This is a genomic window from Chitinophaga rhizophila, from assembly GCF_019492185.1.
GTDB lineage: Bacteria > Bacteroidota > Bacteroidia > Chitinophagales > Chitinophagaceae > Chitinophaga > Chitinophaga rhizophila.
Genome location: NZ_JAICCF010000004.1, coordinates 453484 through 475367, shown reverse-complemented (window position 1 = coordinate 475367; position 21884 = coordinate 453484). Strand labels below are relative to the sequence as shown.

The 21884-nt window shown below is 46.1% G+C and carries 15 protein-coding genes; 12 read left to right on the top strand and 3 right to left on the bottom strand.

Going from position 1 to position 21884, the window contains the following annotated elements:
- Window positions 1-96 precede the first annotated feature (96 nt).
- On the top strand, window positions 97-1971 hold the full coding sequence (locus K1Y79_RS21975; protein ID WP_220252346.1) for a M1 family metallopeptidase: 1875 nt from the start codon (window positions 97-99) through the stop codon (window positions 1969-1971).
- 7 nt (window positions 1972-1978) lie between these two features.
- Here the strand turns inward: K1Y79_RS21975 and K1Y79_RS21970 are convergent, their stop codons facing one another.
- Window positions 1979-2899, bottom strand: coding sequence for an AraC family transcriptional regulator (locus K1Y79_RS21970; RefSeq protein ID WP_220252345.1), 921 nt, complete (start codon window positions 2897-2899; stop codon window positions 1979-1981).
- Window positions 2900-3055: 156 nt separating this feature from the next.
- On the opposite strand from K1Y79_RS21970, the gene K1Y79_RS21965 reads away from it, so the two are divergent.
- Together K1Y79_RS21965 and K1Y79_RS21960 are read left to right on the top strand one after the other, a co-directional pair.
- The gene (locus tag K1Y79_RS21965) at window positions 3056-4588 is read left to right on the top strand and encodes an aldehyde dehydrogenase family protein (protein WP_220252344.1); all 1533 of its coding nucleotides are present in this window, start codon (window positions 3056-3058) and stop codon (window positions 4586-4588) included.
- A 109-nt stretch (window positions 4589-4697) separates the two neighbouring features.
- Complete coding sequence (locus K1Y79_RS21960; protein ID WP_220252343.1) at window positions 4698-5057, top strand: DUF779 domain-containing protein; 360 nt, start codon at window positions 4698-4700, stop codon at window positions 5055-5057.
- Between the two features lie 141 nt (window positions 5058-5198).
- Here the strand turns inward: K1Y79_RS21960 and K1Y79_RS21955 are convergent, their stop codons facing one another.
- The gene (locus tag K1Y79_RS21955) at window positions 5199-6971 is read right to left on the bottom strand and encodes a cellulase family glycosylhydrolase (protein WP_220252342.1); all 1773 of its coding nucleotides are present in this window, start codon (window positions 6969-6971) and stop codon (window positions 5199-5201) included.
- Window positions 6972-7037: 66 nt separating this feature from the next.
- Window positions 7038-7442 (bottom strand): ribosomal maturation YjgA family protein, encoded by a 405-nt coding sequence (locus tag K1Y79_RS21950; protein ID WP_220252341.1) that lies wholly within the window; start codon window positions 7440-7442, stop codon window positions 7038-7040.
- 445 nt (window positions 7443-7887) lie between these two features.
- Here K1Y79_RS21950 and K1Y79_RS21945 point away from each other — a divergent pair, with 445 nt between their 5' ends.
- From K1Y79_RS21945 to moaA, 9 genes are all read left to right on the top strand, one after another.
- Window positions 7888-8553 (top strand): Rossmann-fold NAD(P)-binding domain-containing protein, encoded by a 666-nt coding sequence (locus K1Y79_RS21945; protein WP_220252340.1) that lies wholly within the window; start codon window positions 7888-7890, stop codon window positions 8551-8553.
- Between the two features lie 2168 nt (window positions 8554-10721).
- Window positions 10722-14807 carry a DUF6443 domain-containing protein gene (locus K1Y79_RS21940; protein ID WP_220252339.1) on the top strand — a complete coding sequence of 1362 codons (4086 nt, stop codon included), beginning with the start codon at window positions 10722-10724 and terminating at the stop codon, window positions 14805-14807.
- Window positions 14808-14812: 5 nt separating this feature from the next.
- Window positions 14813-15148, top strand: coding sequence for a hypothetical protein (locus tag K1Y79_RS21935; protein ID WP_220252338.1), 336 nt, complete (start codon window positions 14813-14815; stop codon window positions 15146-15148).
- A 516-nt stretch (window positions 15149-15664) separates the two neighbouring features.
- On the top strand, window positions 15665-16138 hold the full coding sequence (locus K1Y79_RS21930; protein ID WP_220252337.1) for a (2Fe-2S)-binding protein: 474 nt from the start codon (window positions 15665-15667) through the stop codon (window positions 16136-16138).
- Window positions 16135-18318, top strand: coding sequence for a xanthine dehydrogenase family protein molybdopterin-binding subunit (locus tag K1Y79_RS21925; protein WP_220252336.1), 2184 nt, complete (start codon window positions 16135-16137; stop codon window positions 18316-18318). Before K1Y79_RS21930 ends, K1Y79_RS21925 begins: the two co-directional genes overlap by 4 nt.
- Before the next feature lie 38 nt (window positions 18319-18356).
- Entirely contained in the window at window positions 18357-19019 is a 663-nt protein-coding gene (locus K1Y79_RS21920) for a hypothetical protein (RefSeq protein WP_220252335.1), read from the top strand.
- A 2-nt stretch (window positions 19020-19021) separates the two neighbouring features.
- Window positions 19022-20140 carry an XdhC family protein gene (locus tag K1Y79_RS21915; protein ID WP_220252334.1) on the top strand — a complete coding sequence of 373 codons (1119 nt, stop codon included), beginning with the start codon at window positions 19022-19024 and terminating at the stop codon, window positions 20138-20140.
- Window positions 20141-20152: 12 nt separating this feature from the next.
- Complete coding sequence (locus K1Y79_RS21910; protein WP_220252333.1) at window positions 20153-20752, top strand: nucleotidyltransferase family protein; 600 nt, start codon at window positions 20153-20155, stop codon at window positions 20750-20752.
- Window positions 20752-21732: a GTP 3',8-cyclase MoaA gene (gene moaA / locus K1Y79_RS21905; RefSeq protein WP_220252332.1), complete on the top strand. Its 981-nt coding sequence runs from the start codon at window positions 20752-20754 to the stop codon at window positions 21730-21732. Before K1Y79_RS21910 ends, moaA begins: the two co-directional genes overlap by 1 nt.
- Window positions 21733-21884: the final 152 nt, after the last annotated feature.

Here is a 21884-nt window from a genome sequence, read left to right as displayed (position 1 = left end):
TGGATTAGTTTTATGATGAGTGGTACAATCATTATGCCTGAATCATACTACTGTTCTAAGGGGGATGTATATTTGCCGCATATCTAAACAAGACTTATGACCAGGATCTTCCTCGCACTGACACTGCTGCTGGGGTACGCCGGTACGGCTTCAGCACAGGAGCTGTACATGCCCCGCAACATTAAAAAAGCCTATACCAATCAGACAAGAAACAGGAACGGAATGCCGGGCGCGCGCTACTGGCAGAACAAAGGCCGCTATGACATACAACTGAAGGTTAACGCACCTTCCGGCGTCGTATATGGCCAGGAAAATATCCGTTATATCAACAATAGTCCGGATACGTTAAAAAGCCTGGTGATCCGCCTGCTCTGTAATCTGCACAAAGTAAATGCGCCACGGTCCGGTTATGTCAGCAGAGATTTCCTGACGGAAGGCGTAACCATAGATACCTTCCTGGTGAATGGCGCGGAGGTGAATTTTGATAATGATATAGGTACTGTGGGCGCTGTAAAATTGCCTGAGCCGCTCAATGCAAAGGATAGTATTGACCTGCATGTGAGCTGGCACTATACCCTGTCAGAACAGAGTGGCAGAGAAGGTAAGATAGACAGTACCACTTTCTTCCTGGCTTACGCCTACCCGAGAGTATCCGTGTATGACGACTACAACGGCTGGGACGTAATAGAGCACATGGACCGGGTAGAATTTTACAGTGACTTTAATGATTACAACGTCGCTGTTACCGTTCCTAAAAACTATGTGGTATGGGGTACCGGTGTACTGCAGAATGCAGGGGAAGTGTTACAGCCTGCTATTGCAAAACGCCTGAAGGACTCCTATACGGCTGATAAGGTAATGCATGTCGCCACGAAAGAGGAGATGAGTGGCGGACAGGTAACACAGCAAAAAGACTGGAATACCTGGAAGTTTACCGCTGCAGATATCGCAGATGTCACCTTTGGTACCAGCAATCATTATGTATGGGATGCCGCCAGTGTGGTGGTAGATAGTAGTACCGGAAGACGCTCCAGTGTTCAGGCCGCTTACGATCATAGTGCCGCCGACTTTCATCATTCTGTGGATTTTTCCCGCTATGCGCTGGACTGGTTCTCCCGCAACTGGCCGGGTATACCTTATCCGTTCCCTACCATGACCGCCTTCCAGGGCTTTGCAGACATGGAATACCCGATGATGGTGAATGATGCAACAGTAGGAGATGAGTTAGGCTTCGCACAGCTGGTGCAGGACCACGAGATTGCACACACGTATTTTCCCTTTTATATGGGTATCAACGAAAGCCGCTACGCATTTATGGACGAGGGCTGGGCAACCACCTTTGAATACCTGATCGGTATTGCCGAAAAGGGTAAAGAGGCGGCCGATAAGTTCTATCAGCTGTTCCGCGTGAGAAGTTATATCAACGACCCTTCCGGAGAGGAAGATCAGCCTATCATCTCACAATCGCACCAGGTAAGTGGGGCTGGTTATGGGAATAATGCTTACGGCAAACCTTCCCTGGCCTACCTGGCACTGAAAGACCTGCTGGGTGATCAGGTGTTCCGCAAATCACTGCATGCTTATATGAATGCCTGGCATGGAAAACATCCTATGCCCTGGGATTTCTTTAACATTTTCAATACAGCTTCCGGTCAGAATCTGAACTGGTTCTGGAATAACTGGTTCTTCAGCAACAACTACATCGATCTTCAGCTGGCAGATGTAAAGACCAAAGGCAACACGGCTGAGTTGACAATCATCAACAACGGAGGCTTTGCTATTCCGTTTGATGTCGTGATCACCGCCGCAGATGGCAGCATCAGCAAGATACATCAGACACCAGCTGTGTGGAAGGATGGAAATAAGAAGATTACGGTGAATGTACCGGCAGCAAAGAATCTGGCAGCAGTACAATTGGACGGTGTAATCTATATGGATTATACGCCGGCAGACAACAAATGGAAGAAATAATGCCCTGTCAGCCTCTTGAAGACTGATAAACTTTAGGCGTAGTGCCTTCCAGCTTCCGGAATACCCGGATAAAATAATTTACATCTGTAAAGCCGCAGAGCTTACTCACATCGTAGATGGAGCTTTGCGGCTTTACTAACAGCTCTTTTGCCAGTTTAATGCGCTCTTTATTGACGTATTCCACCGGTGTAATCCCAAACTGTTCCCTGAACCATTTGAAGAAGAGATTTCTGCTTAAATAAGCCTTTCTGCTCAGCGCATCCACCTGTATCTTCTCTGTGAGGTGCTCTTTGATATAGTTCAGTACAAAACTCAGTCGGTTACCATTGGCATCAGTAACACTGTTTTCAATGGCTTGCCCCAGTTGCTGGCTTTGGAGTAGGCGGATGAGGAGTTCTTTTAGTTGCAGATCTGCATATATATTCTTGGATTTATCCTGGCTGGTGCAGATGCGTATCAGTTTATTGATGAGTTCTGTGATCTCATGGTTATTCTCGAAATGATACTGCTGGAAGGAGAGCCGCCAGTTCTGGTGGCCGTCTCCACTGTTGTAGTAACTATTGAGGTAGTCTACCGTTTCCCGTATATAAGTCTCATCAATGGCCAGCGCAATGCACTGTGTGGGATTGTCAGCAGTGGCCTCCGGGAAGTCGATAATCATTCTTTCCTGCGGAGATACAATAACCGTCTCACCGGGCAGGTAGTCAAAGGAGGGTTTATCGGAGAGGTGCATGACCTTTTTCCCTCTGATCATACTGGTGATCACGAGGTCATTAAAGGTAAGCGGAACCTGGTAGGCCTGCTCGTAACTCTCAAAGATATTGAGTTCACAATTGCGGAGATTGAACACGCGTCTGTTCTCGACTAACGTCTGTAGCTCACGTGGAACTGTGAGGTCTATCTCTTGCAAATAATTCTTTATCTGCATACGAGTAATCAGTTTGCTTTCATTAAGTTAACCAAAATTCCCCCGTTCTCAAAATTAAGGTACGATCGTGCTATAAATAAGTACAAAAATATCCGCGTCTTGTGCTGAGATCATGACCTTAGCAGTATTATTCACGTTAAACCAAATTCCACTATTATGAGCATTGCTACATCTGCTGCTCCAGCTTCTACGCTGGCAGCACGCCCTCAATTCAAGTCCAGGTATGACCATTTCATCAACGGTGAATGGACGCCACCTTCAGGAGGCGAATACTTTGATAACATATCTCCGATAGATGGTAAGGCGTTTACACAGGCTGCACGGGGAAACGCGGCGGATATTGACAAGGCGATTGAGGCTGCACAAGCTGCCTTTGAGTCCTGGAGTAAAACAGCCGCTTCCTACCGTAGTAACCTGCTGCTGAAGATTGCACAGATTGTGGAAGATAATCTGGACAACCTTGCCGTTGTCGAGACAATCGATAATGGTAAGCCGCTACGTGAAACCAAAGCCGCCGATCTGCCATTGGTAGTAGATCACTTCCGGTATTTTGCAGGCGTGATCCGCAGTGAAGAAGGTACGATCAGTGAACATGATGAGCATACAGTGAGTATTAACCTGCATGAACCTATCGGTGTGGTAGGGCAGATCATCCCCTGGAACTTTCCATTGCTGATGGCCGCCTGGAAGATCGCTCCTGCATTGGCAGCAGGATGCTGTGTAGTGGTAAAACCGGCAGAGCAGACGCCCACTAGTATCATGGTGCTGATGGAGCTGATCGGACATGTATTGCCGAAAGGTGTATTAAATATTGTTACAGGTTTTGGTGTGGAAGCAGGCAAACCCCTGGCTTCTTCGCCTAAAGTACAGAAAGTGGCCTTCACCGGAGAAACAACTACCGGCAGGCTTATTATGCAGTATGCTTCTGAAAACCTGATTCCGGTGACCATGGAGCTGGGTGGTAAGAGTCCGAACATCTTCTTCGAGAGCGTTGGCGATGCTGACGATGACTTTTTTGATAAAGCGGTAGAGGGAGCAGTGTTATTTGCCCTGAACCAGGGAGAAGTATGTACCTGTCCCAGCCGTATCCTTGTGCATGAAAATATCTATCAGCGTTTCATCGACCGTGTTATTCAGCGTACCAAAGCTATCAAGATGGGCAATCCGCTGGACGCGACAGTCATGATGGGGGCACAGGCATCTGAAGACCAATACCAGAAGATCCTGAGTTACCTGGATATTGGTAAGCAGGAAGGAGCGCAGGTATTATGCGGCGGAGAAGCTTACCATCAGAACAGTGGCCTGGAGCATGGCTATTATGTACAGCCTACTTTGCTAAAAGGCCATAACAAAATGAGGGTTTTCCAGGAAGAAATTTTTGGTCCGGTGGCCTGCGTCACCACATTTAAAACAACTGAAGAAGCAATCGAGATTGCCAATGACACGCTTTATGGCCTGGGCGCAGGCGTGTGGACAAGAGACGCCCATGAACTGTATCAGGTGCCGCGTGCCATTAAAGCGGGCAGGGTATGGGTGAATTGCTACCATGCCTATCCGGCCCATGCACCTTTTGGTGGTTATAAGAAATCAGGTTTTGGAAGGGAAACACACAAGATGATGTTGAATCACTACCGGCAAACGAAGAATATGCTGATTTCCTACGGAAAGCAGAAACTTGGTTTCTTCTGATAGCGGGATCGACGGTTGCGGTTATCACAAATGCTCATTTTGCCCATTGCCCTCACAGGGTGCTGTTTCCCTGGTGTACAGTAAGTGGAGGTTACATACAAATATTCTTATGGATCGAATAGTAGCGACGCCCGAAGCCATATCCTTGATTAACAAGCTCCGTCACACACACGGCCCCCTGATGTTTCACCAGAGCGGGGGCTGTTGTGATGGATCTCAACCTATGTGTTTCCCTGAAGGGGAATTTAAGGTTGGCGCTTCAGATGTTTGTCTGGGGGAGGTAGACGGCTGTAAATTTTACATGAGTAACGACCAGTTTGCGTACTGGAAACATACGCAACTGATACTGGATGTGATTAAGGGACGGGGAAGCAGTTTTTCCCTGGAGATACCCCTGGGCGTCAGATTTCACATCCGCTCCCGGATATTCTCAGAGGAAGAACTGAAGGCGCTGGAACAGCAACAATGAAAGGTCGGGAATGAGGAATAAGGAGGTGTTCCCCTGGGTAATAGCTATCTATCCCTGAAATACAGCTATTTGTATTTCAGGGATAAACAGCTATTTGAGATAGTGAGCCGCACTACCTTCATTCCTTATTCCCGGTTCTTATCAGCGTCCGGGTATCTTTTCAAATCTGATACTCTTCAGTTCCATCCCACCATTTTCTACGACTACTTTCATTACCTGCGACCCTTTCTGCAGTGGAATGTTGTTAATGGTATAGGTTTGCCAGGTCTGAGTACTGTTGTCTTTTGCCGGTGTAACAGTCACTTTCCCGATTGGTTTACCGCCTATGCTTAGTGCCAGTTTGCCGGCCGTTTTTCCAGGTGCCGCGATAACTGAGATGTTGTATTGGCCTTTCAGCAGGATGTTGGTAGTATATTGCAGCCATTCTCCGGTAGCAATATCCGTCACGAAATAGCTATCCGTTTCATTAGGATCAGCTTTAATATCGACACCATCATTGCGGTAAACCCTGCCGCTGTTGCCACCTGTCCATTTAGGATTAGAGATGCGGTAGTTAGCGGTGTCTGTATCGAAGTATGCCGCCCGTAACGCGCCGAGGTCATAATCGACAGCTTTGATTTCGCCTTTATTGTTGATCAGGTTAGGTTTAAAAGGGAGTGTTTTGTTACTGAACGGCTGGCGGATCATGGCGTCAATCACATCACGATGAAGGATATTACGCCTGATATTAGTGGCAAGGGCTACTTCCATCAGTCCGTCGAAGGCCACGTCAGCAGTGGGAGCACTGCCTTTACCACTGATATAATCGATCACCCGCATATATTTGTCATTGGCAGGGATCTCCAGTGGGTTGTTAGCACCTAATTTCTTAAGGGGCCACCAGGACCATCCGATATTGTTTTTCTCAAACAGCCGGATAGCTTCCGTGAACCAGACGTTTGAGTTTTCCCCGGTTTCACCCAGCCATACGGGAATGTTGTAGCGCTGCCGGAAGTCCAGGATGTGCTGTATGGATTTAGTGTCATTCAGGTTCCAGTACTTATGGAAGCTAAGCACCATGTTTTTATCCCAGGGCGGCAGTATGCCGTTGTAGTTGTTACCCCAGCCGTTGCCTTCAATGATGATGATATGACGGGTATCTACCTCTCGGATCGCCTTGGTAATCTCCTGCATCAGGCGCTTCAGGGGAACGTTGTTTTGTTCTTTAAGACCGTTTTTATCTCCTTCGGGGTCTTCAAAGCCATAGTTAGGCTCATTGATGATATCGTAAGCGCCTATATAGGGTTCATCTTTATAACGGTCGGCCAGTTTCCGCCAGAGAGCGATTGTTTTCTGCTGGTCTGCTTCATTTTCCCAGAGGGAAGGTTTGGTCCCGTCCCGGTCTGAGATGTTGAGGTCATTGCCTTGTCCGCCGGGTGCAGCGTGGAGGTCCAATATGAGATACAGGCCATTAGCCTTACACCAGGCCAGGAGGCTGTCAGTCATTGCAAACCCTTTTTCCAGCCAGGTGTTTTGTCCGGCAACAGGCTCTTTATCTGACGGCAACGTATACAGATTAAAGTGCATGGGCAAACGAACAGAGTTGAAGCCCCATGCCTTCATAGAGTCGATGTCTGCTTTGGTAGTGTGGTTATCCAGCCAGGCGTTGTAAAATTCGGCTGTCTTAGCGGTTCCAACCAGACTTTCGATGCCCGCGCGGATTTTATGTTGTTGTCCGGCACCGTTTACGCGCAACATATAGCCTTCCTGCAGCATCCAGCCACCTAATCCGATACCCCTCAATAGTACATTTTCACCTTTTTCATTAACGATCTTCGGGCCTTTGGCAGAGAGGAAGCCCTGGCACCAGCCGTGTAATGGAAGTAGAGCCATGGACGATAGGAGTAATAACGTGCTGCTTTTAAATAGTTTCATAACAATGAGTTAAACAAAGTTGAAGAGCAGGTAAAATAGGCATTTAGATGAATATATGAAAGTCGTTTAATGCGCAGGCAGCCGGCGTTCCAGTACCCACCCGACGGCAAGCGCCAGAATACATCCGGCCAGGTAGCAGATGCAGTCGCTAAGGGCGAAGTCAAATCCGAGGATCAGGCCGAAGGGGAAGGTATGTCTGAGGGCTACTATCCAAGGGGCTTTGTATAGTTGCAACAGCTCTATAACGATACAGCCCAGGTAGCAGATCACACCGATCTTCAGTAATTCAGTAGCGGGGAAAAGGAAACGAAGGAGGAAGAAGAGGCAGGCGGCATATAATACATCACCACCGTATATACTGACAATTGACGGAAAATAGTGGGTGTAGCGCCTGGTAGCGAGACCGAGGGGAATAGTGAGGAGGAACAGGATGAAATAGAGGATAGTCTTCGTGGTTTTGGCAGGGATCATAGTCAAATATAACAAAGATTGTGGGGTTTCAGCTTATGGGCAGGTGTAGAGGTGATGGGCGGTGCGGAGGAGGAGTTGGTAGGGGAATTTGTTAGAGGGAGGGCTATAAGTTTGATTTCTGCCCAGGTGATAGAAGGAGTTGCAACATGTTGTTTCCGGGAGGTGGTGTTAAAGTAATAGGTGTTAGCGAACTTTAGTGCTGGTTGCAAGGCTGATAATGTTCGAGGGCGATATAGCTGATTGGGTGCGAGTAAGGCAGTTGGAGGTAGAGGATATTGCCGGGGTGATAGACAGGTAAGCATGTATTGTTGTCCTTTGGTTACATAGGTATATGGAAATGGATGTCCGCGAGCGTGTCAGGACATGTTGAGTATTTTCCTGCTGTATGCAATATTTAATGGCCTGATTCGTCTGATAAGGCGTATAATATAGTATATTGTTAATAATGAAAATCAACGCTATAATTACAGGATCCACTGGTATGGTGGGCGAGGGTGTATTACTGGAGTGCCTTGCGAGTGATAAGGTAGCATCCGTATTAGTAATCAATCGCAAGCCATGCGGGGTGGTACATTCAAAGTTAAAAGAGATCATTCACCGGGATTTTGAGGATATTGAACCCATCAGGAGCCAGTTGGCAGGGTATAATGCCTGCTATTTCTGTCTTGGAGTATCGTCAGTTGGAATGAATAAGGATACCTATTACCGGCTGACGTACACATTGACGATGCATGTAGCGGGCGTGCTTAGCGAGGAGAACCCTGACATGACATTTTGTTATGTGTCAGGCGGCGGAACAGATACAAGCGAGAGTGGCCGTCTGCATTGGGCGAGAGTAAAAGGGAAGACAGAGAATGATCTGATGCAGTTACCGTTTAAGGCCGTATATGCGTTCAGGCCGGGATTTATCAGGAAGGTAGAAGGGCAGCGGCATGTACATGCGTTTTATAAGTATATCAATTGGATGTTCCCGTTAGGGAGGCGGCTTTTTCCTGGAGGTTTTTGTACTATGAAAGAGTTGGCGCAGGCTATGATACATGTAACATTGCAGGGATACGCGCGACAGGTGCTGGAAGGTAAGGACATTATTGCTGCTGGTAGGACGGTATAAGTGGTGCGGTGATCATAAGGGGACATTGCGAGGATGCGCGGCAGGCGTTGCAGGGGCAGGATATTATTGCTGCTGGTAGGACGGAATAAGTGGTGCGGTGATAATGATATGACATTGCAAGTATGCATGGCAGGCGTAGGATGGGCAGGATATTATTGGTGCTGGTTAGGACTATATAAATAGTGCGGTGATAATGATGGAAGATGTCTACGATGCATGTGGTATTGCGAGGATGCGCGGCAGGCGTTGCAGGGGCAGGATATTATTGCTGCTGGTAGGACTATATAGGTAGTGTGGTGATAATGATATGACATTGCAAGTATGCATGGCAGGCGTAGGATGGGCAGGATATTATTGGTGCTGGTTAGGACTATATAAATAGTGCGGTGATAAAAATGGGAGGCGGCCTGTGATGTATGTAATATTGGGTGGATGCGCGGCAGATGTTGGATGGGCAGGACATTATTGCTGCTGACTCTTTAAGTAGTGCGGTGATAAAAATGGGAGGCAGCCTGTGACTGTATTTTTATTGTTGGCAATACTTTATCAGGCAACTATCTACAATGCAGTCTTGGGCGGGTAGCGATCTTGAAATGCCTTCACAAGCATCTTTTCATCTCGTGTTATTATACCTCTAGGTCAGTAGTTTAAATAAATTTTAGTGGGTGCGAGTACTATGTACTGTATAACTCAATAGTGTTTCCGTCCATGATGCGGGATATTGATTGGTGTTTTTAATTTTGTTAACTTTGCATTAACCGTTTACTTCAAAGGATTGTTTAATTTTGTACTGTTATAAACCATTGATTTGTTACCATGACGACACCACATCATTACTTATAAGGTTAATCCGGTTTCAGATTGTTTTAATTTATTGTTAGTATAAATCTGCTCCTAATGCGGTTTTGTACCAGTAGTTGTTTACCTGTCTCGCGGCTGTTGGGTGCGATATTGGTTGTTTATAGTTTATCCATTCTGCAGGGCATGGAGTGCTTTTAAAACAGCGGTAGCTTGTTAACAAAAAAGCGTTTATCGCTTGTGACTGTACTGCCTGCGATATTAGTTGTTTGTCGTCTGACTGTTTTTGCAGGGCTTGGGTTGTTTTTGAATGCCGTCGTGTGCTTAGGGGAACGGAGCTTCATTACTTGCCTTCATCCTGCGTGCAATGTTAGTATTTATTGCCTAAATTTTTTTGCAGGCTATGAGATGCTTTCAAAGTACCGTCGGGTGGTTATTGAGCCATCTTAATTGCTTCTTATTACCGTGAAGTTTATATGGCTTGCGAGGAATGCCCCTATGCTCTTCCAGTAGAGAGCAATTAAATGAACTTCTGGCATTCCATGGTAGAGGACAGACGTATATGCTTTTAGCGATATGTTATGTCTCCAGTATACGATGCACTTTTTTATCTGGAGTTGAGGAATGGCGCTAGCCACGCTCAAGCTCACTTGATTGATGTGTAAAAAGGTAATGACGGGCGGCATAGATGCACCAGATCATGTGGTGTGTTAGCCAGGGTATGAAGTCAGCCAGTAACTGTTGAACTGCAGGCTACGAGAGCTCCGGTTCTCAGACATGGCTATACTGATGACTATTGAATTGCAATTTTGTATAAGTATCCAATAGTGGTGGTTATACCGTTACTGGTTCACCAATTTGTTGTTAACGCCAATCTACATATGTTATGTTGTTAAAGACTATAGTTCGGCTGCCTGTCAGCCAGTTGCTGCACGTGGCAATACTTGTTACGTGCTTTTCATTTATGGGAGTGCATAAGCTGTGCTTAGTGCATTTTATGATAGTGGTTGAGCATGTTTACTTAAAAGCCGCAATGCTTATACTTACAATATATCAATCCTTTTAAAGGGAGAGTGGAATAGTGGATGCTATTGTCTGAAATATAAAACAGCCAATACTATTGATCCTACGTTTTTACTTTTAATTATTGTTAGCACCATTCTGCTTACTATATGCAGTTAAATACCATTATTTGTCTACCTGGTACGCATTCAGTGCGTGCAATACTCGTCATTTCGTGTCTATTAGTATTGGGATATGTTAACGTATTCTCGCAACATCGTCCCGCAGATACTCGCATTCCTTCTGCAAAGCCGGTAATTTTACCGCCTGCTTATACTACCTCCCGAATAAATAGTATCCGGACCTGGGTGCCTTTAGCTCCTGTGACTGATACCAATTGGATAACAAACCCCAGTAGGTCTGCCAGTGAAGTGAAGCTGGAAACACAGTATTTTGATGGGTTGGGGCGGATATTGCAGACCATAAACAGGAAGGGAAGTCCGAATGGTAAAGATGTCGTAACGCCTTATGTGTATGATGATTTTGGCCGGGAGATATTCAATTATCTGCCCTATGCGCAACAGTCAGGGAATCAGAATGGGGTCTTCAAGACGGCTCCCTTTAAAGCGCAGCAGATGTTTTACAGGAATGCGCAGTTGATGCCTGGCACCGGTGCTGACAGTATTTATTACACGCAAACGTTATACGAGGCGTCTCCATTAGACCGGGTGCTGCAATCGTGGAGCGTAGGTAACAGCTGGGCAAAAGAAGGTGGAAACCGTCCTGTAACACAGCAATATGCGACGAATAGTGAAGGTGACGCAGTCCGTTACTGGACGAGTGCGGCGCAGGAGTTGCTACCCGTGACTAGGACTAGCTATGCACCTGGTACCTTATACAAAGAAGTGTCAAGCACTGAATCAGGAGTTATAGCCGTTACTTATCGCGATCTGGACGGGCGTATCATACTGAAGAAGACGCAGCTTGCCAATAAGCCAGATCCTGCACATACGGGATGGTTGTGTACATACTACGTTTATGATGACGTGGGAAACTTACAGTTCATTATTCCACCTAAAGCAGTCGATCTGATTAAAAGTAGCTGGGCTATCTCAGCTGCTATTGTCGAAGAGTTGTGTTTCATTTACACGTATGATAGTCGCTTGAGGCTCATCGTACAAAAGGTGCCCGGCGCTGATAGTATTGAACTGGTATATGATCGTCGAGATCGATTGGTAGCCCGGAGGGATGGTAATATGAAACGTATGGGTCAATGGTTTGTGATCTCTTACGACGCGGTAAATCGTGAACAGGTTACAGCGCTGGTCAATCTTACGGATAGCAGGGCGACATTGCAGGCTAAGGTAAATGAACTAATGCCGGGGCAGCGGGATGTACTATCCCTGGTACCCAGCTCGCAGACCAGGGTATTGACAAATACGTGGTATGACAATTATACTTTCCCCGAAAGCCAATCTTATGTAACGACAGACATAAGTAAAGTAACAGGCGGCGCAAATCCTTATGCCATTCCATTGCCGGCAACTGCAAGCTCGCAGACTCAGGGCAGAATCACAGGGCGTCGTTACCGGGTTGAAGCTACTGATCAGTTTCTCACATCTACTATGCATTATGATAAAGAAGGGAGGGTTATTCAAACCAATACGGGTAACATCGCTGGCGGCAGGGATGTTATCAATACCTTGTATGATTTCAGTGGAAAAGTCTTAAGTACTTATCATCGACATACTAATCTGAGAAGTAAGCTTACTCCGCAAACGACCGTTCTGACCATGAATCACTACGATGCCATGGGAAGGATTGATACAATAAAGATCCGTATTAACGACAATCCCGCCCTTCAGAGGCTTATAGCCGTTAATACCTATGATGAACTGGGCCGGTTAGATAAAAAGCGGCTGGATGTTACAAGTCCCACTGAACAATTGGAAACACTTGATTATGAGTATACAATACGTGGTTGGCTGAAGTCAATTAATGGCAGCTATGTCAATAAAACCGATAGCAAGTCTGCATGGTTCGGTCAGGAATATTGTTACGATCAAGGTTTTGACAATGCAGAGTTTTCCGGCAATATTGCGGGTGTAAAGTGGAAGAGTGCGTCAGATCAGGTAGCGCGTGCCTATGGATTTAGCTATGACAAGGCGGACCAGTTAAAATACGCTGGATTTACACAACAGAATGAAGGTAGCATTAAATGGACTAACGATAAGGTTGACTTTTCTGTCGGCGGACTAGCCTACGATTTCGGAGGAAATATACTTTCTATGACACAGGTGGGGCTGGACGGGCTTAATATTTGCACGATAGACAGTCTTCAATACGGATACTTCCCTAACAGTAACAGGTTGAATTATGTAACTGACAAGCGGAACGATCCCTCCAGCACACTAGGCGATTTTAAAGAAGCAGACAATAGGGCAGTGCAGGATTACTGGTACGATGCCAATGGAAACATAGCCAAAGACAAAAATAAGGCTATAGATACCGTGATGTATAACTATCAGCAATTACCTGCTATAGTGTTCGCAAAAGGTAAGAAAGCATCCATTCATTACCTGTATGCAGCCGGAAAAGGCGAGCTGCTGGCAAAAATGGTAGCAGACACCAGTGTCCGTCGTAATTATTCAAGCCTCACTCATTACATTAATGGCTTCCAATATCACAACGATAGCTTACAGTTCATTATACATGAGGAAGGCCGTATCAGACCCATTTATAGACCAGGCCAACCTGTTACCTATACATTCGACTATTTCCTGAAAGATAACCTTGGCAATATACGGATGGTCTTAGGCTCATCAAAAGATATTGCTATCTACAGGGCTACAATGGAACCTGCGACTGCTGCTGTGGAAACAGTCCTTTTTAGTAATATTGACAATACTCGTACCGTACGTCCCGTCGGATATCCTGCCGGAGCAAAAAACGACTCAAATAACTACGTCGCAAGGCTGAATGCTGAAAACGGACAAAAGATAGGGCCTTCGCTTGTTCTGCGGGTAATGGCAGGAGATAGCATAAGTGTAGGTGTAAACGCATTTTATAAACAAGGAGCAGCGAAACTGTCTCATGTCACCCCTGATGTAATGATAGGGGCGCTATTTAGTGCTTTCGGACTTCCGACTGGTGTAGGTAAGGATGCTCTTGGCCTGAGTACTGAGCCTGTATCATCAGGTTTCGCAGCTGGGCTGTCTGAACTGCTGAAGAGACAAGATGCTTCTCAGACTCTGGACAACAAGCCCAGGGCATACCTGTGTTATGCGGCTTTCGATGAGCAACTTAATATTGTGGATCAGAATGCAGGTGTCAATCAGATAGCTAAATCACCGGATGTGTTGCAAGTTATCGTTTCAACAGCAATGAGGATCCAAAAGAATGGATATATTTACATCTACACCAATAATGAAAGTGCGCACGATGTATATTTTGATAATCTGACTGTTAAGCATATCACAGGGCCATTATTAGAAGAGACGCATTATTATCCGTTTGGTCTTACAATGGCCGGAATCAGTTCGTGTGCATTGAAAGGGTCTGCATATCCAATCAACAGAAAAGGGTATAACGGTATTACATTTAATACTGACCTTGATCTGAATGAATATGACGCCTTTTACCGGACATTAGATCCACAGATAGGGAGGTGGAAACAGCTGGATCCTAAGATTGATAAGATGGAGGCTTGGTCGCCATATGTGTCGAACTTTAATAATCCGGTACGGTATAGTGACTTCCTTGGAGATGAGCCCTTCCCCGGTTTAGGGTTGCTCAAAGGAGTCGGGGTGCTGTTCAACGTTATGTTGCAACATCTTTCAAAGCAGGCCGCTATTAATAGAGGTGATAACATAGATGCCATTCGTGGAGTAGTAAACAAAGGCATTGATAACTTCAAACGCCGGATTGAAACCGGTCATACTACCCCTGAGCTGATCTATAATGAACTGAAGAAGAATCCGTTTAGCGCGATTACTGGACTAGGAGGTTTAGAGTTAAGGGCAGCAGCAGTAGCAACAGAAAAGCTGGTGTTTACATCCAAGGCCGTCTCAAGAGGTGCAAAGGTAGCCGAGAATACGCAGACAGGTATGAAACTGGCCGAGAAGCTGGATGGTGCTGGTAGGGCAGCTAAGTATTCAGGCGAATGGGAAGGAGCGAGTTTGAAAGAAGCAATTGAGAAGTTTGCACCAGGCGCAGAGGGGGTTGCTGGTGAGTTTGGTGGTAAAACTCTTTATTTAAACCAAGAAACGGGTATCCAAATTGTTTATGATAATTCAGGAAATTACTTTAGAGTTCAAAATACAAAGATTAGTGGCGAAAGAGTCTATTTGGATTTAAATGGGAAGATTCCAAATAACAAGATCGTTAATGGTAAACAAATTGGTAGAAGTAAGAGGGAATATAACCAAGTAACTCATTTTAATAACATAGATTAAACGATATGCGACGCATAGTTGTACCGAAGGACAAAGACGCTGAAATTCTATTAGATAATAATGAAGCGCTGCCGCATCAGCTGTTAGAAGTTGTATTTGAGCAGAACGACATTGATTTTAGTGAATTGTGGCATGCTGGTGTATTTAAAGAGATGAATCGAATTGCTGGCTGCATTATTGATGTATATGAAGATGATGGCATAACGGACAAGGAAAAACTACAGGAAATTATTGCAAGTGAAATATTTGGTACTAAAGTTAAGACGGACAAGTTAAGCCAAATTAAAATGTTATTTATTGAAGCACTTCAACGTGAAACTGGGGTGTATTTCTATTTTTAATTCGCGATAGTATCTTGACATAATTTAATTATTATAGTATTTTCATCTGTTGTCATTGCTCCATAGCTTTTAAACTCAATATAAATTGCTGTACACATGAAAGTAAAGATGCCCTTGATAGGTATTTGATTGGATAACCTTATTACATTCACAAAGCGTAGTTATGGTGTTGTGTATACACTTTATTCTTCAATTTGATTTTTCCAACTCCCTACCTGCCGTTATTCCCACGCTCACACAACGAATCCGTCACTAATCACCCCATTGCCAATATCCAAACTTTGATTTTTATAGTTATCTGTTTGAATATTACAATTTGTGTAACGCCCCTTCGAACTAAATTTGCCATGAAACGTTTATTGTTTCAGGAAGCAAAGGTCAAATTTGATAAGGAGAACCCGTACAGGAGCCTGCGGTGATTACATTACACCGTTTGCGGTTTCATAGTCTTTATCAATGATCCCCCTGCCGCTAGTCAACCTATTTAGATTATTATTTACAGAAAAGCAATTCTTTATGGTTAAGCTAAAGATCAACCAGAAAGAGTATTCAGTGGACGCCAGCCCTGATATGCCCTTGTTATGGGCATTGAGAGACGTGCTGGGACTAACTGGTACCAAGTTCGGTTGCGGAATGGCGCAATGTGGCGCCTGTACCGTTCATTTAGATAGAGAAGCCGTACGATCATGTGTAACACTGGTATCAAGGGCTGTCGGCAAGGAAGTGACAACTATTGAGGGCCTGTCTGCCGATCCTACTAATTACCTGCAGAAGGCGTGGCTGGAAGTAGATGTACCGCAATGTGGTTATTGCCAATCAGGACAAATTATGTCCGCAGCTGTACTACTGAGAGAAAATCCGAATCCTACAGATGAAGACATTGATACCGCAATGTCCGGGAATATATGTCGCTGCGGCACTTATCCCCGTATAAGAAAGGCTATTCATTTAGCCGCTCAGATGCAGCGGGAAGGAGGTAAGGTGCAATGAGCCAGATAACAAATACAAGCAGGCGTAACTTTCTGAAGACTGGTGCCGTATTGGGTAGCGGACTACTGATCTCGTTCACGGTCCCTGGTGCAAAGAAACTTGGTGGCGCGGGATCTGCAATGTTAGGGCCACAAAGTGGAGCCGCTTTTGCCCCTAATGCCTATCTGCACATCACTGCTGATAACCAGATACTTGTATATCTGGCACACTCTGAGATGGGACAAGGTATATGGACAACCTTGTCAATGCTGATCGCAGAGGAGTTGGATGTTGACGTCAAGAAAATGGTTGTGCAGCATGGAGATGCCTGGAAGCCGTACCATCATACCAGTTTTGGGATGCAAATTACCGGAGGATCAAGTACTACCTGGTCCGAGTTTGATAGATACCGTAAAGCCGGGGCAACAGCCAGGACTTTACTTGTGGCAGCTGCGGCCAAAAAGTTTGGTGTCAGTCCGTCGGAATGTAAGACTGCCGATGGAGTGGTGACTGCTGGTACTAACTCAGCTACATACGGAGAACTGGCTTCCGAGGCAGCTGCATTGCCGGCTCCCGGAGATGTCCCTTTGCGGGATGCAAAAGACTGGAAGTACATCGGCAAGAGTGTAAAACGCCTGGATACGCCGGCTAAGATAAATGGTACGGCCAAGTTCGGGATGGATGTGCAGTTTCCGGGTATGTTGACAGCTGCCGTTCTACATGCGCCTGTCTTCGGCGCGAAAGTAAAGTCTGTAGATGCTGCGAAAGCAAAGGCAATCCCCGGCGTGAAGCAGGTAGTACAGATTCCCACTGGTGTTGCCGTACTGGCAGATAACTATTGGGCTGCTAAGAAAGGCTGTACCGCCTTAAAAGTGGATTGGGATCTTGGTTCAGGGGTGCAGGTTGACTCCAGTAGTATGACAGCCCAGTATAAGGAACTGGCAAAGAAGCCAGGTGCTACGGCGGCTAAAGCTGGTGACGTCGATAGTGCCATGGCGAAAGCTGTAAAAACAATAGAAGCTGAGTATACCTTTCCATATCTGGCACATGCGCCAATGGAACCGCTAAATGTGACTATTGAGCTGAACAACGGTAAATGTGAAATCTGGTGTGGTACACAAATGCCAGGTATTGATCAGGAGGCAGCTGCTAAGGTGCTGGGATTGAAGCCAGAGCAGGTACGGGTAAATACGGTGTTTCTCGGTGGTGGTTTCGGCAGAAGAGGAACGCCTGCATCTGACTTTGTCAGGGAAGCCGCGGAAATTATTAAAGCGAGTGGTAAGCCGTTAGTTAAAATGGTGTGGGCGCGTGAAGATGATGTGAGAGGTGGATTCTATCGTCCGGCTTTCCTGCATAATGTGAAGGTCGGACTAAACGCTGATGGTATGCCCATCGCATGGAAACATACCATTGTAGGTCAGTCTATCATGGATGGAACCTTCTTCGCATCAATGATCAAAGATGGAATTGATAATGCGTCTGTCGAAGGAGTCTCTGATTCTCCGTATCTGTATGCAATTCCAGATAGGCTGGTCAGCCTTCATTCTCCGAAAAACGAGGTTCCCGTATTGTGGTGGCGTTCCGTAGGGCATACCCACACTGCTATGGCGATGGAGGCCACCATCGACGAATTGGCGCATGCTGCGGGTAAAGATCCGCTGGTTTATCGCCAGCAGCTACTGAAAGATCATCCGCGTCATTTGGCTGCTCTGAACCTCGTCGCAGAAAAAGCCAATTGGGGCAAACCTTTACCGGAAGGAAGATTCCGGGGTATAGCGGTGCATGAATCTTTCCTCAGCTTTGTGGCGCAGGTAGTTGAAATTTCCCTGAACACTGATGGTACGATTAAAGTACATAAGGTTATTAATGCAATTGACTGCGGACTGGCAGTGAATCCTGACGGAGTTAAGGCACAGATAGAAAGCGGTATCAACTACGGAGTGTCTGCCGCATTACTGGGCGAAATCACCCTGGAAAAAGGTCGCGTGCAGCAGGGCAACTTTAATGATTACGTGGTATCAAGGATGTTTGATACACCGGCAGAAATAGAGGTACATATTGTAGATAGCAGCAACAAAATGGGGGGCGTCGGCGAACCTGGTGTGCCTCCCGTGGCTCCAGCTATTGCCAATGCATACTTCGCCGCTACCGGCAAACGCCTCAGAGACCTGCCTTTCAATAAGGCCATCCTGAAAGCTTAGGCAAAGCTGCCCCGATTATTTACACCTAAAGCGTTGTTATGGCACAATCAACTAAAAATCAGATTATTAATACAAAGAAAGCGATTTACCTGCTGCTGGGCATAACGGCAATTTCCTCGGTTGTAGTATCTTTCCGCACAGATGCCTATAATCGTGTGCCAGAAGAAACAACCATGGCCCGGTTTACGGCAGCAGAAGCAGCAGAACCTGACAGCATTGTTTCAAAAAAAGCTTTTCTGCAGGCTTATAAGGTGCTGATGCATCCACGTTGTATGAATTGTCATCCGGTTGGCGACAGGCCTTTACAGGGAGACGATAGCCACATACATACGATGAACGTACAGCGTGGTAAGGATGGGAAAGGACTTTACGCAATGAAATGTTCTAATTGCCATCAGCCACAAAATACTCCCGGACTGCACATGCCACCGGGTAATCCGGACTGGCACCTGCCACCTGCTGATATGAAAATGGTGTTTCAGGGCAAGTCCCCGAGAGAACTGGCACAAACAATGCTGAATAAGAATGAGAATGGTCATAAAGACCATGAAGCGTTAATAGAGCATGTGGCAAAAGACTCCCTGGTAGGTAGCGGCTGGAATCCGGCAGAAGGTCTGGCTCATCTGCCTATGAGTCGCGCGGAATTTGTGAAACATTTTAAAACATGGCTGGATAAGGGTGCTTATCTGCCTGACAAATAAGTATGAAGGAAATTGAGGATATCATACGTGCCTATAATGTCTCTCGTCAATCGGGTAAAAAAGTAGCTCTCGCAACCGTTGTACATGTAGAAGGCTCTTCTTACCGGCGACCGGGTGCCAGAATGCTGGTAACTGAAGACGGTGTAATGACAGGCGCTATCAGCGGTGGTTGTTTGGAAGGTGATGCACTCAGGAGAGCGCTCCTGGCAATTATCCAACAGCAGAATAAGCTGGTCACATACGATACAACGGATGATGATGACGCCAGGATCGGTGTACAGCTGGGATGTAACGGCATCGTTCACATCCTGTTTGAACCAATTGACCCGGAGTCTCCTCATCATCCCATCCTGCTGCTTGAGCAGGTGCTGGAAAAGCGTGAGGACGCAGTATTAGTAACTCTTTTCAGGTTAAACCAGGCTGCGCAACAGCCTGGTACCTGTCTCCGCTACTCAGGAGGTACATTTGCAGGCAGTCTGGAAGAGGGCGAGCTGAAAACAGCCATTGTGAACGATGCACTGGAGGTATTTGGCCGGAAGCAGGGTATGGTTAAACAGTATGGAGATGAAAAACCAGCACTTCATGGTTTTGTCGAGATATTAAAGCCTCCTGTATCTTTAATTATCGCCGGGGCGGGTAACGATGCTATACCACTGGTACAAATTGCTGGTATACAGGGATGGCATACCACCGTCGTAGATGGAAGGGCTCTTTATGCTACTCCTGCGAGATTCCCCGAAGCCCGGAAAGTGATAGTCAGTAAAGCGAAAGAGGTGCTGGATAAGGTCAGTATTGACGAGCGGACGGTGTTCGTCCTGATGACTCACAACTACAACTATGATCTGGCACTGCTGGAATTACTGCTTCAAAAAGAGGTACCTTACATTGGTACGCTGGGGCCGAGGTCAAAGCTCGAACGTATGCTCGATGAGCTGACGGCCAAAGGCGTACATATCAGTGATGAAGACCGTGCCCGCATTCATGGGCCTGTTGGACTTGACATTGGCGCAGAAACAGCAGAGGAAATCGCATTGTCTGTGACGGCTGAAATAAAAAGCGTACTTTCAGAGAGGACCGGTATCCCTCTCAGAAAGAAAAACGGGCCGATACATACTTTGTAAATCGTATGGAATATGGAAAAATACGGTGTAATCATCTTAGGTGCGGGTAACTCATCCCGTCTAGGCCAACCAAAACAACTACTGATGTACCAGGGTAAAACACTGATCTGCCAAATGGCGGAGCAGGCAATTGCCGCAGTTGGTAGTCCGGTTGTACTGGTGACAGGAGCCAACGCACCATTGATAATGCAGAAACTGTGCGGATTCGCACTCGAAATAGTAGAAAATGACAACTGGGCGGATGGTATGGGTTCATCTATCAGTACCGGGATGAAAGCCATCTCGAAGCACCCCGGTCTGGCCGGCGTAATCATCATGGTCTGTGATCAGCCGTTTGTAACAACCGCTTTGTTACAACAACTCATAGATCAACAGATGATTGCAGGTAAGGGCATTATCGCCTGCACATATGATAATACCGCCGGTACTCCCGTTCTTTTTACTAAGACATATTTCGAAGCACTTGCTGCCCTCGAAGGGCAGCAGGGTGCAAAAAAGATTCTCCAGCAGTCTACTGATGACCTGGCACTTGTGCCATTTCCATTAGGTGCGCTGGATATTGATACCGCTGAAGATTATCAGCGATTACTAACAGGGCAAGTTGCAAACTGATGATAATTGACTCGTATAACCGTGTGCATGATTACCTGCGGATTTCCCTGACAGATAATTGTAACCTGCGGTGTTTTTACTGCATGCCGGAAGAAGACTATGACTTCACACCCGCTTCCCGGCTTATGCAGGCAGATGAAATAGCCACTTTAGCAAAGATCTTCACCGCTAATGGTGTACGTAAGATCAGACTTACCGGCGGAGAACCTCTGGTGCGGAAAGATGCGGCAAGGATTATTCTCTCTCTTTCCCGTCTGCCAGTAGAACTTACCATGACTACCAATGGTGCTAGACTGCATGAATTTGCCGATGTATTGGAAGAAGCAGGCGTCCGCTCACTCAATATCAGCCTGGATACCCTCCAGGCAGACAAGTTTATGCTCATTACCAGAAGAGATATCTTCCACCAGGTGAAAAGTAATATTGACCTGTTGTTAGGTAAAGGCATCCGGGTGAAAGTCAATGTGGTGGTGATGAAAGGACTGAATGACAATGAAATCAATGACTTTGTAGCCTGGACAAAACATACACCGGTACACGTACGCTTCATTGAGTTCATGCCTTTCAGCGGCAATAGATGGACCAGTAATAAGGTCCTGTCTCTCGATGAAATACTGCATAGTATCAACGCCGACTACAACTTCCTGCCCCTGAAAGGAGGGGCCCATGATACTGCTAAAGGCTTCATTGTTCCCGGACATACAGGCACATTTTCAGTTATCAGTACCATGACGGAGCCATTCTGTGGTACTTGCAACCGCATGCGCCTGACAGCAGATGGTAAACTCAAAAACTGCCTGTTCTCTAAAGGAGAGACCGATCTGTTGACTGCTCTCAGAAATGGACAAGAGATTCTGCCACTGATACAGCAGAATATACTAAGTAAGGCAAAAGAACTCGGTGGCCAATTCACTGGTAAGCTGCAGGACGTGCACGCCGAACTGATAGAAAACAGGAGCATGATCACCATTGGTGGGTAAAAGTGAGGCAAAAGAACCAGGTGGACGGTTCACGGGTAAGTATAGAACGTGCACGCTGAACTGATAGAAAACAGAAGCATGATTACCATTCGTGGGTAAAGTTCAACTGTAGCAGGAATAAACATATATCAAGCAGCGATCAATAGAATAAC